Genomic DNA, 13,456 nt, shown 5'->3' with positions numbered 1-13,456 from the left:
CGGGGAACTGGCCTCGTATGACGGGGAATTGGTTGATACCCGGCCGCCCCGCTCCTTAGATTCCTCCGCCGTGTGCAACGAGCACCGCTCGGGAACGTCCGCCGGCCGACACGGGAACGACCGCACCACAGCACTGCCTCCGGCGGACGGGGCGGAGCGCGACGACCGCGTCCTACACGCGGGACGCCGCGCTCCCGCCCTGGGGGACCCCGGGTGTCTGGAGAGGGAAATACATGTCCGCATGTGCCGAGAGCGCTCACGGCAACGGTTCCACGTCCCGTACGGCGAACAGCGCGCGTACGGCGGCGGTTCTCGCCGGGGCGGCCCTGCTCGCCCCGCTCGGTGTGCTCGCCGCGACCGGCGAGGCCACCGCGGCCGACAACGGAGTGTGGGACCGCATCGCCCAGTGCGAGAGCGGCGGCAACTGGCACATCAACACCGGCAACGGCTACTACGGGGGACTGCAGTTCTCCGCCGGCACCTGGCGCGCCTACGGCGGCACGGCCTACGCGCCGACCGCCGACCAGGCCTCCCGGTCCGCCCAGATCGCCGTCGCGGCCAAGGTCCAGCGTGCGCAGGGCTGGGGCGCCTGGCCCACCTGCTCGGCCCGCGCGGGCGCCTACGGCGGCGCGCCCGCCGCCCCGGCCTCGGGCGGCTCCACCCGGTCCACGACGCCGAGGTCGGCTCCGAAACCGCCGTCGAAGCCGGCACCGAAGGCCCCTGCCGCCGCCCCGGCGACGGCGCAGGAGCGTCCCGCGGCCCGCACCAACCGCGGTTCGTCCCGCGGTGACTACACCGTCCGCGAGGGCGACACGCTGAGCGCCATCGCCGCCCGGCACGCGACGACCTGGCGGAAGATCTACGCCGCCAACCAGGGCGTCATCGGCGACGACCCCGACCTGATCGTGCCCGGACAGCGGCTCGACATCTGAGCGGTGCCGCCGAGCGCGGCACGAAGGGCCCCGTCCGGTCGTCCGACCGGGTGGGGCCCCCGGCGTGCCGGGCGCGGTGGGACGGGACCGCCGGGCGGCCTGCTTAGCGTGGCCCGATGCCTCCCATGTCGAACAGGTGCGCCCCGGCGACCGCCAGGGCCGCGGCCGGAGCGCCGCACGGTCCCGCCCGGTACGCGGCCGTCGCCGTCGCAGCCGCCGCCGTACTGTCCGCCCTCGCGCCGCAGGAAGCGGTCGCCGCACCGTCGCCCTCGCTGCCGCCTCACCGGACCGCGGCCGTCGCCCACTGCCTCTCCGGCGGCTGGCCCTGGGGCTGCATCGCCGACTGCGAGTCCAGTGGCCGCTGGAACATCAACACCGGCAACGGCTTCTACGGCGGCCTCCAGTTCTGGCAGCCCACCTGGAAGGACTTCGGCGGGCTCGCCTACGCGCCGCGCGCCGACCTCGCCACCCGCGCCGAGCAGATCACGGTCGCCGAGAAGGTCCTGGCCGTCCAGGGCTGGGGGGCCTGGCCCGCCTGCTCCAAGAAGTACGGGCTGCGGGGCCGCGCGCACATCGTCAAGAACGGCGACACGCTCTCGGCGATCGCCCGCAAGCACCGGGTCGCGGGTGGCTGGCAGGCCCTCTACCAGGCCAACAGGAAGACGATCGGAGCCGACCCGAACAAGCTGACACCGGGAACGCTGCTCACCCTCCCGTGACTCGTAACTCGTAACTCGCGGCTCGTGGCCCACGGAAAGTTGCCGGGAGCCGGGAGCCGGGAGCCGGGAGCCGGGAGCCGGGAGCCGGGAGCCGGGAGGCGCGAGCCGCGAGCCCGGAGGTGAGAGGTGGGAGGAATGTGGGGAGCCGGGTGGGCGGTGGCCGTTCGCCCGCGGGGCCCGGGGTTCGCCCCCTGCTGCGGGACGCCGAAGGCGGTGGCGCCCCGGGGCCCCGCCGGGGGGGGGGGGGCCCCGGGGGCCCCCCCCGGGGGGGGGGGGCCCCGGGGGGCCAACGCCTTCGGCGTCCCGCCCCGTCCCGTCGCCGTATCCGGCCCGCCCCGACGGACTCGCCGTGCCGCCCTCGCCGTCCGGGCCGGTGGATCCCGGGCCGCACCCCGGTCCGCGCCGACCGGCGGCCCCCCGGCCGGCGCGGGGACGGTGCCGGACCCGTGCCGACCGGCGCCGGGGCCCGGGCTCCCGGCGCCGGGGCACAGGCCGGCTGGCAGACTCGGCTCCATGCTGGAGACGTCCGCGAGGCTGCTGAGGCTGCTGTCGTTGTTGCAGGCCCACCGGGAGTGGTCGGGCGCCGACCTCGCGGGACGGCTGGGCGTCACCCCGCGCACCGTCCGCCGGGACGTCGACCGGCTGCGCGAACTGGGCTACCCCGTGCACGCCAGCCCCGGCACGGGCGGCGGCTACCGGCTCGGAGCCGGCGCCGAGCTGCCGCCGCTGCTCCTGGACGACGACGAGGCGGTCGCCGTGGCCGTCGGCCTGCGGACGGCCGCGGGGCAGGGCATCGAGGGCATCGGCGAGGCATCCGTGCGCGCCCTCGCCAAGCTGGAGCAGGTCCTGCCGGGCCGGCTGCGCCGCCGGGTCGGCGCACTGAACGCCGTGACGGTGCCGATGCTCCGCGGCCCCGAGCCCTCCGTCGTCGACCCCGCCGTCCTCACCGAACTGGCCACCGCCTGCCGGGACGGCGAGCGGCTCCGGTTCGACTACCGCGACCACGAGGGCTCCGCGACCCGCCGGACCGTCGAGCCCTACCGGCTGGTGTGCACCGAGCGCCGCTGGTACCTGGTCGCCTGGGACGTCGACCGGGGCGACTGGCGGACCTTCCGGGCCGACCGCGTCACGCCCCGGCCGCCGCACGGACCGCGCTTCCCTCCCCGTACGCCGCCCGCCGGTGATCTGGCCGCCTACGTCTCCCGGGGGGTCTCCGGACACGCGTACGCCACGCAGGCCGTCTTCCGGCTGCCGGTGTCCCGGGAGCGGGCGGCCGAGCGGATCTCGCCCTCGGCCGGGACGCTGGAGGCCGAGGGCGAGGACAGCTGCCTGCTGCGTACCGGCGCGGCGAGCCTGGACGTGATGGTCGTTCACGTGATGCTGACCGGCTTCGAGTTCGAGGTCGTCGAGCCGGCGGAGCTCACCGAGGCGATCGCGGCCGTCCGCGACCGGCTGTCCCGTGCGCTGGAGCGGACCGCGCACGAGCCTCCGGGGCCGCCTTCCCGCACGCCGTAGCGAACGTGCGCGGACGGCGGAGGCCGTGTGGGGGAACCGTGTATTTCCCTCCCGCTCCGGTCACTCGCGGCCGAGCGCGGAATCGTGCGGAGAGGAATGGAAAAGGGCACGCGGACACGGGAACTCGCACATTCCGCCGGATTATTCGGAGCGCACCGGCGCGGACGGGGAATTCAGTTCGACGGTGTTCGGAACACGGTGCGTGATCCCTCTGGGTAAAGGGGAGTTCGGCCGAAACGGGTGTCGTGAGCCTGTGACAGAGATGTGACCGCCGGGGGACGCGTGACGCACGGTCGCCGTCCGGGCTTCCGCCGCGGGGGCGCGGAGCCTAACGTGGCGCACATGGCACCCCTTCACCCCCCTCGTCCAGAGCCGCAGGACAGCCCGGAGAGCTATGTCGGACTGGAGGTGAGCCGGGCCGAGGAGCGCGCGCGGGAGCACGGCTGGTCCTCGGTGCGCTCGCTGCCACCCGGCACGATCATCACCATGGAGTACCTGGTGGGGCGGCTGAACTTCGAGGTCGACGACGGCAAGGTCGCGCGCTGCTGGAAGGGCTGACCGGCCCACCGCCCGCTCCGCCGGCCGGTGACGCGCGAAGGCCCCGGCTCGACGAGCCGGGGCCTTCGCGGTGCGGGGCGGGGGTGTGCGTACCGGCCCCGCGGTCCTCAGCCGCCCGTCAGGCGGGCCGTGGTGGTCGTGCCGGCCGCACGCGCCACGCGGTCGGCGTGCGGCGGCCGGCGGCTGCCCGCCGGGGTCACCGGGCTGCGTTCCGAGCGGGTCGTGTGCGGACCGGGAGCGAGATGGACGGGCGATCGGGCCGGCCGGGAGGCCGAGCCGCCCCGCGCGGGCAGGTCACCGCCGTCCGTGGTCGCGGGCCGGGCGGCCAGGACCGGCGCCCCGACCGGAGCCGGCGCGGGTGCGAGCCCGCCGCGACGGGACCTGCGGCTGTCGCGGAACGCGAGGATCCAGGCCTCGGCGCGCGCGATGAGCGGCTCGAACCAGGGCAGCGCCAGCAGGATGAGCAGGCCCGCGGCCCAGCCCAGCAGGACGTCGCTCAGCCAGTGCGTGCCCAGGTAGACAGTGGTGAGGCCGACCCCGAGCGAGGTCACGGCCGACAGCGCGGACAGCCAGCGCCTCGCGCGCGGCGTGGAGGCGAGATAGGCCAGGATTCCCCAGGTCACGACGGCGTTGGCGGTGTGACCGGAGGGGAATATATCGCCGCCGAGGCCCATCTCGTTCGACCCGATCGTCATGGCGTAGTGCGGGCCGAGGCGGCCCATGCCGATCTTGGCGGCGCCGACCGTGATGTTCAGCAGCAGCAGCGAGGTGCCGAGGGTGAGCAGCGGGCGCAGCGTGTGCTGGCGCCAGGAGCGCCAGCCCAGCCAGGCGGTGACCATCACCGCGGTGGGGCCGCGCTGGCCCAGGACCACGTAGTAGTCGAGGAAGGCGTGGATCTGCGGCCACTGCTGGTAGGGCCGGAAGAACATGACCTGCCAGTCGAACCGGACCAGCCAGGACGTGATCGAGACGGCCCACACGATGGCCAGGTAGAAGGCCAGGGTCGCGGTGAAGAGGACGACCCTGTGCCGACTCATCCTGGAGACGTCGATGTGGGCCGGCCGTTCCGGCTCACGGTCGAGCCGGGCGAAGACCCGGTCCAGACGGGTGAGGTTTCGTTCGGTACGCACTCAATCGACGTTACAGCGAGTGAGCTGTGTTCCACGCCGATTCACTCGCTTTGTGATGACGATGTGATGTGGGATTCCTCTCAGGATCATGTTCATTTCCAATGAATCTCTCATCCGTGGAGCGTGGAGCCTTCAATTCCTTTGGCCATCCGCGGCTCCGGTTATCGGGCACTTATGGGTGCGTTCACCGAATGATGGCGTGGAATTACCCGCTCGCTCACCGACCGCACACGGGAAGCGGGCCCGCGCTCCCGCCGGTCCCGGCCCTCTCGGCGCAGGTCCGCGGGGGTCGGTCACCGCCCCGGACGGCCCCGACACGACACGTGACCTGGATGGGCGCACCCGGCCGGGGGGCGGCCCCGCGGGGACGCCGCCGGCGGCCCGGAGCGTGGCGCACGCCACACGGCCGCCCGGAGAACGTGAGAGGTCCGCCACGTGTCACCGGAGGGAACTCGCGTACGCTGACGGCTCACTCGCCTTTGTTGCGTGGGCCCGGGATTCCCGCTCCTCGGGCCGCAGCCCCAGGGAGTCCCCACCCTGCGGATCCGCCGATCGCGAGGGAACCACTGGAGGTACGTACATGTCCGGGACGACCACGGCCGCTGCGCGATGCCGTCGGGAGACCGGGGCCGGTGCCAACCGCTGGGTCGTCCTCGTCGTGCTGTGCGTCAGCCTGCTGCTGGTCGCCCTCGACGCGACCGTGCTCCACGTGGCGGTGCCCGCCGTCACCGAGGACCTCAGGCCCGGCGCCATGGAATTGCTCTGGATCGTCGACGTCTACCCGCTCGTCTGCGCCTCGCTCCTCATCCTCTTCGGCACCCTCGGCGACCGCGTCGGCCGCCGCCGCGTCCTGCTCCTCGGCTACGCCCTGTTCGGCGTCGCTTCCGGCGTCGCCGCCCTCGCGCACAACGCGCAGGTCCTGATCGGCGCCCGCGCCCTGCTCGGCGTCGGCGGCGCGATGATCATGCCGGCGACCCTGTCGATCCTGCGCCAGGTCTTTCCCGACCGGCGCGAGCGCGCCGTGGCGATCGGCATCTGGAGCGCGGTGGCCGCCGTCGGCGCGGCGGTGGGCCCGCTGCTCGGCGGGTTCCTGCTCGAACACTTCTGGTGGGGCTCGGTCTTCCTCGTCAACATCCCCCTGATGATCGTGAGCCTGCCGATCGGGCGGCTGCTGCTGCCCGAGTCCCGAGGCGACCGGGACGGCCCCTGGGACGTGGTCGGCGCGCTGACGGCCGCCGCGGGGCTGTTCGGCCTGGTCCTCGGCGTCAAGCGGCTCGGCGGCGGCGAGGCGCCGCTGAGCCCGCTCACCCTGGCGCCGCTGCTGCTCGGCGGGCTGCTGCTCGCCGGGTTCGTCCGGCGCCAGCGGCGGCGCCCGCATCCGCTGGTGGACCTGCGGATGTTCTCCCGCCCGGCCTTCAGCACCTCGGTGGGGTGCATCGTGCTGGCCATGCTCGCGCTCGTCGGGCTGGAGCTGATCGCCGCGCAGTACCTCCAGCTCGTACTCGGCCTGTCCCCGCTGGAGACCGGCCTGCGCCTGCTGCCGCTGACCGTCGCGGCGATGGCCGCGGGCCTCGCGGGCGCGCGGCTGCTGCGGCGCTTCGGCCCGCGCGCGATGGTCTGCTTCGGCTTCTGCCTCACGGCGGCGTCCGTCGGAACGCTCACCGCGATGGGCGAGCACGACAACACCGGGCTTCTCCTGGCGGGATTCGTCCTGCTCGGCTTCGGCCTGGAGACCACACTGTTCGGCGCGTACGAGTCGATGCTCAGCGAGGCACCGCAGGCGCAGTCCGGCGGGGCCGCCGCGATCGGCGAGACCTCCTACCAGCTGGGCGCCGGCATCGGCATCGCCCTCCTGGGCAGCGTGATGAACGCGGCCTACGCACCCGGTCTGTCCTCCGTCCCCGGCGTCCCCGCCGCCGACTCCCGGGCGGCCGGTCATTCGCTGGGGGAGGCGTACGAGGTCGCCGCACGGCTCGGCGGGCCGGCCGGCGGCGCCCTGCGGCAGGCCGCCCGCGGCTCCTTCGTGCACGGACTGCATGTGACGCTGCTGGTGAGCGCGGGCCTGCTGCTGCTGGGAGCGGTGATGGCGCTGCGCCTGCCGCGGGTGATGGACTGCGGTGCCGAGACGGCCGCCGCCCCCGCGCCCACCGGCGACTCCGCCCCCGGGTCCGGCGCCGGCCGTCCCGCGGTCCGGCCGGGGCAGGCCGACATCCCGGCCCCCAGGGAAGTCGCCCAGACCCGTGTCTCCGCCTGAGGGCTGTCCCGTGGTCCCCGGTGGATCGGCGCGCGGCGTCGGCTGCGGTGCGTCGCACGGCGGAGGGCCGTCCTCGTAGACGGGTGTACGCGGGCGGTCCGGCGACGCGGCGGGGTGCCGTGGCCGTCGTCGTGCGCCCGCCGGGGACGACGGGACGGCCCTCAGGGTCTGTGGCGCGCCGCCACCGGAGCGCCGCGGCCCCGCGGCGGGTCCCGTGCGGTGGCCCGGTGCACCGGACGGCACCCTGGACTTGCGCGCCGCCGCGTCGTAACGTCGGGCCGAGATCATAAACTAGCGCTGCTAGTTATCACCTTGCCGGAGGCTGTCGTATGTCCGCGTCCCCGAAGCTCCCGCCCCTCGACCCCGCCGACCCGCTCGGCATCGACGACCTGCTGGACGCGGAGGACCTCGCCATCCGCGACACCGTGCGGACCTGGGCCGCGGACCGGGTGCTGCCGCACGTCGCCGAGTGGTACGAGAAGGGAGAGCTGCCCGGCATCCGGGAAATGGCCCGGGAACTCGGCGGTCTCGGAGCCCTCGGGATGTCACTGGAGGGCTACGGCTGCGCGGGGGCCAGCGCCGTGCAGTACGGCCTGGCCTGTCTGGAGCTGGAGGCGGCCGACTCCGGCATCCGCTCCCTCGTCTCGGTGCAGGGCTCCCTCGCCATGTACGCGATCCACCGGTTCGGCAGCGAGGAGCAGAAGGAGACCTGGCTCCCGCGGATGGCCGCCGGCGAGGTCATCGGCTGCTTCGGGCTGACCGAGCCCGACCACGGCTCGGACCCCGCCTCGATGCGTACGTACGCCAAGCGCGACGGCGGCGACTGGGTGCTCGACGGGCGCAAGATGTGGATCACCAACGGGTCCGTGGCCGGCGTCGCCGTCGTCTGGGCGCAGACCGACGAGGGCATCCGCGGATTCGTCGTCCCCACCGACACCCCCGGATTCTCCGCACCCGAGATCAAGCACAAGTGGTCCCTGCGGGCGAGCGTGACCAGCGAGCTGGTCCTCGACGACGTCCGGCTGCCCGCCGACGCGGTCCTGCCCGACGTCGTGGGACTGAAGGGTCCGCTGAGCTGCCTCTCGCACGCCCGGTACGGGATCGTGTGGGGCGCGATGGGCGCGGCGCGCTCCAGCTTCGAGTCCGCCGTCGCCTACGCCACGACGCGCGAGCAGTTCGGGCGCCCCATCGGGGGCTTCCAGCTCACCCAGGCCAAGCTCGCCGACATGGCCGTCGAACTGCACAAGGGCATCCTGCTCGCCCACCACCTGGGCCGCCGCATGGACGCGGGACGGCTCCGCCCCGAGCAGGTCAGCTTCGGCAAGCTCAACAACGTGCGCGAGGCGATCGACATCTGCCGCACCGCGCGCACGATCCTCGGCGCCAACGGGATCTCCCTGGAGTACCCCGTGATGCGGCACGCCACGAACCTCGAATCGGTGCTCACCTACGAGGGCACCGTCGAGATGCACCAGCTCGTGCTGGGCAAGGCGCTCACCGGACTCGACGCCTTCCGGTAGAGGCTCGTTTCCCGGACCCCGGTCGGCAGGGCCGGTGAGCGGCCCTGCCTCAGCTCTGGTTGAAGAACCCGTCCGTCTGCCGCCCGGCGGCCTCGCCGCTGACGATCTCCGTGTTGGCCGGGGTCAGCAGGAAGACCCGGGTGGCGACCCGCTCGATCGTGCCGCGCAGGCCGAAGGTCAGACCGGCCGCGAAGTCCACCACGCGCTTGGCGTCGGCGGGTTCCATGGCCGTGAGGTTGATGATCACCGGGACGCCGTCCCGGAAGAGTTCGCCGATGCCGCGTGCGTCCCGGAAGCTGTCCGGGGTGACCGTGCCGATCCGGCGGCCCTTCTCCTCGGCCGTCTCGGAAGCCACCTTCACGCGCGGGTCGGTGACCCATGCCTCGGCACCGGACTCCTGACCCTCGGCGTAGTCGTCGTCGTAGTAACGCTCGTCATCGTTGTCGTCGACGAGGCCAAGCCAGGCACTCGCCTTGCGCACCGATCCCATGGACGCCTCCTCTCACAGCGGTCTTTCGTGCTTCCGCATACCCATGGTCGTCCATGATGCGGATGTCGCGCCAAGTGGATAGACGCCGCGCGGGGGTTTCGTGACGGTACTGGTGCACAGCGAATCCGTCGAGAGCCCGCGCCCCCCAAGGGTCCTGCCGTGCACGGCTGCTGACTGAGAGTGAAATATGATTTCTCTCGGCGATCGGGTGACGGTCGGGGCGTACGGGTGAACGGGGTGCTCGATACGATGCCGCGGCCCAACGTCGTACGTGTCACGGGGGAGTGTCGTGTTCGGAATCGTCAGGCCGTGCAGCCATCGGCTCGGTGAAGGTCTCAGGGCGCAGTGGATGGCCCATCTGTGCGGCCTGTGCCTCGCGCTGCGCGGCGACCACGGACAGTTCGCCAGGGTCGTGACCAACTACGACGGCCTCCTCGTATCGGTTCTGACGGAGGCTCAGGCCGAACGGGCCACCGGGTGGCGGCGCACCGCCGGGCCCTGTCCGCTGCGCGGCATGCGCACCGCGTCCGTCGCCCGGGGCGAGGGGGCGCGGCTCGCCGCGGCCGTCTCGCTCGTCCTCGCCGCGGCCAAGGTCGGCGACCACGTCGCCGACGGTGACGGCCTCTTGGGGCGCCGGCCGGTGGCGGGCGCCGCCCGCCGCGTCGCCGCGAGCTGGGGACGGGCCGGGGCGCGGACCGGGGCCGCCGTCGGATTCGACACCGCCGTGCTCGTCGACGCGGTCGAGCGGCAGACCGGTGTCGAGGCCCTGGCCGGGCCCGGCACACCGCTGCTGACCGTGACCGAACCCACCGAGACGGCCACCGCCGCGGCCTTCGCCCACACCGCCGTCCTCGCGGGCCGCCCCGGCAACGCCGCCCCGCTGGCCGAGGCCGGCCGGCTCTTCGGCCGGCTCGCGCATCTGCTGGACGCCGTGGAGGACCGGGAGGCCGACGCGGCGTCGGGTGCCTGGAACCCGCTCACCGCGACCGGGACCCCGGTCGCGGAGGCCCGCCGGCTCGCCGACGACGCGCTGCACGGTATACGACTCGCCCTGCGCGAGGTCGCGTTCACCGACGGCAGGCTCGCCCATCTGCTGCTCGCCCACGAACTGGGCCGCTCGGTGGACCGCGCGTTCGGCACGTCGGCGTGCGGTCACGCCGCGGACGGACCGCGCGAAACGGTTGATCTTCACGATGTCCCCGGTACCCCCGTATCCGCGGCTTCACTCGGACCGGCCCTCCAGCTCGGTCCCGAGGGCGCCTTCGGGCCGCCGCCCCGGCAGGACGGCAACCCCTACGCCGCCGGCGGCGCGCCCTCCGGGGGCCCGGCCGGCCCGCCGCCGGGTCCGGGCCGGCGCGGCCTCCTGGCCGGCTGCGCCGCCGCCGTCGGACTGTGCTGCACCTGCAAGGTCTGCTGCGCCGACGAGTTCGAGGGGCCGTGGTCGCGCAAGAGGCGGGAGGGCTGCGCGGGCGACTGCGACGGCGGCTGCTGCGAGGCGTGCCGGTGCTGCGAGTGCTGTGAATGCTGCGAGTGCTGCGACTGCGGCCTGTGAGTGGGGCCCCGGCCCCGACGGCCGGCACCGGTGCCGTGCGCCCGCGGCGCGCCGCCCGGCGGCGGACCTCCGGCGGTGCCGGGCCCGCCGGACGGGTGCCGTCCGGTGCCCAGGCGCGGCGGCCGGCGGGTCCGGCGCCCGGGAGCTGACGGCCCGTCGCATCGGGACCTCCGCAGCACGCCCCAGGTGGGGGACCGCCGTTCGACGGCCACCCGGCCCGGACACGGGTGGGCGGGGCCGAGACCGCCGCACGGGGGGAATGCCCGACGGAACGGACGGACACCCCGATGGGCTCGCAGCCGGGGTCCGGCGGTCGTGTGTGGAAGTGTTGATCACATGACGACCGACGCATCCGAGGACTGGAAGCACTGGCAGGAGCGCCGCGCCGCCGCGGTGACCGCCCCCTACGGACCGCTCTCCCTCACCGGGACCCACTGGGTCGAGGACTATCCGGAGGGTCGACTTCCGGACATCCCCGGTCTGTGGGGTGTGAAGGACGACTCCGTGGTCCTGACGGCCGTGGCCGAGGAAGGACTCAGCGTCGACGGCGTGCCGTTCACCGGCGAGATCGTGCTGGGCGCCGACCGCGGTCCGGCCGGCGGCGCCCGGGTGGGGCACGGTGACCGCCGGTTCGTGGTCCTGGTGCGCGAGGAGGTGTGGGGGGTGCGCCGCCACGACCCCGCCGCGCCCGCCCGGACGGTCTTCGCGGGGATCGAGGCGACGCCCTACGACGCCCGCTGGTCGGTGCCGGGGCACTTCACCCCGTACGGCGAGAGCCGCACGGTGCGGGTCGAGAACGCCGACGGAGTCACCCGCGGACTGCCCGTCGGCGGCATCCTGGCCTTCACGCTCGACGGGCAGGACCTCACCCTCCAGGTGTCGGTCGAGAGCGACGGCTCGCTGTGGGCCGTCTTCTCCGACTCCACCAGCGGGAACGGCAGTTACCGATTCCGCTTCCTGCGGCCTGCGGCGCCCGACGCGCAGGGGCGCACGACGGTGGACTTCAACCGTGCCGTGCTTCCGCCGTGCGCGTTCGCGGCCTCCTTCCTCTGCCCGCTGCCGCCGCCCGGAAATACCCTGGGCGTGGCCGTCGCCGCGGGGGAGCGTCGGCTGGTCGTCTGAGGGCCGTGGGGCACCCGGGGGCCGCGGGGCACTCGGGGTCCCGCCGTGCCGACGATCAACCGCTGCGAGGCGACGGTAAGTTGAACGCTGCACGGCCGAAAGGAGCCCTTGCGGCCGTCGGCCGTGCCGCCGAATACTCCCCCTCAGCGCTTGTCAGGGGCACGACTTGTTCGGAATCCGGACAGGTGGCCTCCGGCTGCGCCTCACGGGCCCCACCACCCCACGAAGCGGGGGCCCCTTACTTCCCTTCGGAGGAACGAAACGTGAGGATCAAGCGCACCACCCCCCGCGGCGGCATATCGAGACGGAGCCGGCTGATCGCCGTCACGACCGGACTCGTCGCCGCGGCAGCGTTCGCGGTCCCCAGCGCGAACGCGTCGGACGCCCAGACCTTCAGCGCCACCCAGCTGAGCAGTGCCAAGCAGTCGGTCCTGAAGTCCGACGTCGCGGGCACCGCATGGGCGGTCGACGCCAAGACCAACCGCGTGGTCGTCACCGTGGACAGCACGGTCTCGAAGGCGGAGATCGCGAAGATCAGGAAGGACGCGGGCGGCAACGCCGGCGCCCTCACCATCAAGCACACCCCGGGCACCTTCAAGAAGCTGATCACCGGCGGCGACGCCATCTACGGCGGCTCCTACCGCTGTTCGCTGGGGTTCAACGTGCACAGCGGGAGTACCTACTACTTCCTGACCGCGGGGCACTGCGGTGAGGTCGCCTCCACCTGGTACGCCAACTCGAGCCACAGCACGGTGCTCGGCACGAACGTCAGCTACAGCTTCCCGAACAACGACTTCGCGCTGGTCCGCTACACCAACTCCTCGATCGCGCACCCCAGCAAGGTCGGCAGCCAGACGATCACCCGCGCGGCCACGCCCAGCGTCGGCACCACCGTCTACCGGCGCGGCTCGACCACCGGTACGCACAGCGGCCGGGTCACCGCGCTGAACGCCACCGTCAACTACGGCGGCGGCGACGTCGTCTACGGCATGATCCAGACCACGGTCTGCGCCGAGGGCGGCGACAGCGGCGGCCCGCTGTACGGCGGCAGCACCGCCTACGGTCTGACCTCCGGCGGCAGCGGCAACTGCTCCTCGGGCGGGACGACCTTCTTCCAGCCGGTCACCGAGGCGCTGAGCTACTACGGCGTGAGCGTCGGCTGACCACCGCACCACCGATGGACCGGCCCCTCGATCGACGCGTCGGCTGACGGAACCGGCACCCCCCACACCGCTTCCGCACGACAGGGCGCCCGCACTCCGCAGGGCGGAGCGATCCCGCTCCGCGCGGCGGACCCACGGCGCACGGCCGAGCCCTCGCACGCAACAGGCGTGCGGGGGCTCGCTCTTGCCCGGCCCACGGAGTTACCGTCGAGACGCACGCCGTGCACATTCCTGCCGCGCCCGCGTCGTACCCCGGGGGGCCGTGATGGTCGAGGAACTGGTGGCGGCGGGAGTCTCCGCCGCGTGCGTCGGACTGGTCTGGCTGACGGCCGGCGCCCGGGTCGTCCAGCAGTACGAGCGCGGGGTGGTCCTGCGGCTCGGCCGACTGCGGCCGGACGTGAGGGGACCCGGCTTCACCATGATCGTCCCGTTCGTGGACCGGCTGCGCAAGGTGAACATCCAGATCGTCACGCTGCCGGTGCCGGCCCAGGAGGGCATCAC

The 13,456-nt window shown here is 73.7% G+C and carries 12 protein-coding genes; 10 read left to right on the top strand and 2 right to left on the bottom strand.

All coding sequences use genetic code 11. The features are described 5' to 3' along the window. Positions 1 to 233 precede the first annotated feature (233 nt). The 4 genes from ACGFS9_RS30820 to ACGFS9_RS30805 all read left to right on the top strand — a co-directional run bounded on the left by ACGFS9_RS30820 (position 234) and on the right by ACGFS9_RS30805 (position 3,724). Positions 234 to 932 (top strand): transglycosylase family protein, encoded by a 699-nt coding sequence (locus ACGFS9_RS30820; protein WP_393257810.1) that lies wholly within the window; start codon positions 234 to 236, stop codon positions 930 to 932. Between the two features lie 116 nt (positions 933 to 1,048). Continuing rightward, positions 1,049 to 1,651: a transglycosylase family protein gene (locus tag ACGFS9_RS30815; RefSeq protein ID WP_393257808.1), complete on the top strand. Its 603-nt coding sequence runs from the start codon at positions 1,049 to 1,051 to the stop codon at positions 1,649 to 1,651. Positions 1,652 to 2,164: 513 nt separating this feature from the next. Beyond that, positions 2,165 to 3,166 (top strand): helix-turn-helix transcriptional regulator, encoded by a 1,002-nt coding sequence (locus ACGFS9_RS30810; RefSeq protein ID WP_393257806.1) that lies wholly within the window; start codon positions 2,165 to 2,167, stop codon positions 3,164 to 3,166. A gap of 342 nt (positions 3,167 to 3,508) precedes the next feature. Continuing rightward, complete coding sequence (locus ACGFS9_RS30805; protein WP_393257803.1) at positions 3,509 to 3,724, top strand: I78 family peptidase inhibitor; 216 nt, start codon at positions 3,509 to 3,511, stop codon at positions 3,722 to 3,724. Positions 3,725 to 3,831: 107 nt separating this feature from the next. On the opposite strand, the gene ACGFS9_RS30800 is transcribed toward ACGFS9_RS30805, so the two are convergent. Then, positions 3,832 to 4,854, bottom strand: a complete 1,023-nt coding sequence (locus ACGFS9_RS30800) for a phosphatase PAP2 family protein (RefSeq protein WP_393257800.1) — start codon at positions 4,852 to 4,854, stop codon at positions 3,832 to 3,834. 580 nt (positions 4,855 to 5,434) lie between these two features. On the opposite strand from ACGFS9_RS30800, the gene ACGFS9_RS30795 reads away from it, so the two are divergent. Further along, the gene (locus ACGFS9_RS30795) at positions 5,435 to 7,108 is read left to right on the top strand and encodes an MFS transporter (RefSeq protein WP_393257798.1); all 1,674 of its coding nucleotides are present in this window, start codon (positions 5,435 to 5,437) and stop codon (positions 7,106 to 7,108) included. Between the two features lie 329 nt (positions 7,109 to 7,437). Continuing rightward, complete coding sequence (locus ACGFS9_RS30790) at positions 7,438 to 8,628, top strand: acyl-CoA dehydrogenase family protein (protein ID WP_393257795.1); 1,191 nt, start codon at positions 7,438 to 7,440, stop codon at positions 8,626 to 8,628. Between the two features lie 49 nt (positions 8,629 to 8,677). On the opposite strand, the gene ACGFS9_RS30785 is transcribed toward ACGFS9_RS30790, so the two are convergent. Next, positions 8,678 to 9,118, bottom strand: a complete 441-nt coding sequence (locus tag ACGFS9_RS30785; RefSeq protein ID WP_393257793.1) for a cell division protein SepF — start codon at positions 9,116 to 9,118, stop codon at positions 8,678 to 8,680. Between the two features lie 289 nt (positions 9,119 to 9,407). Between ACGFS9_RS30785 and ACGFS9_RS30780 the strand changes: the two genes are divergently transcribed. From ACGFS9_RS30780 to ACGFS9_RS30765, 4 genes are all read left to right on the top strand, one after another. Next, positions 9,408 to 10,670, top strand: a complete 1,263-nt coding sequence (locus ACGFS9_RS30780) for a DUF5685 family protein (RefSeq protein WP_393257791.1) — start codon at positions 9,408 to 9,410, stop codon at positions 10,668 to 10,670. Positions 10,671 to 11,006: 336 nt separating this feature from the next. Continuing rightward, positions 11,007 to 11,792, top strand: a complete 786-nt coding sequence (locus tag ACGFS9_RS30775) for a DUF1684 domain-containing protein (protein WP_393257789.1) — start codon at positions 11,007 to 11,009, stop codon at positions 11,790 to 11,792. A gap of 263 nt (positions 11,793 to 12,055) precedes the next feature. Continuing rightward, positions 12,056 to 12,955, top strand: coding sequence for a S1 family peptidase (locus ACGFS9_RS30770; protein ID WP_393257787.1), 900 nt, complete (start codon positions 12,056 to 12,058; stop codon positions 12,953 to 12,955). 265 nt (positions 12,956 to 13,220) lie between these two features. Further along, positions 13,221 to 13,456, top strand: a 236-nt coding sequence (locus ACGFS9_RS30765) for an SPFH domain-containing protein (RefSeq protein WP_393257785.1), incomplete at its 3' end; no start/stop codon positions are given.

Origin of the sequence: Streptomyces sp. NPDC048566 (assembly GCF_043199735.1) — a bacterium.
GTDB lineage: Bacteria > Actinomycetota > Actinomycetes > Streptomycetales > Streptomycetaceae > Streptomyces.
This window is presented reverse-complemented; position numbering and strand designations above follow the sequence as displayed.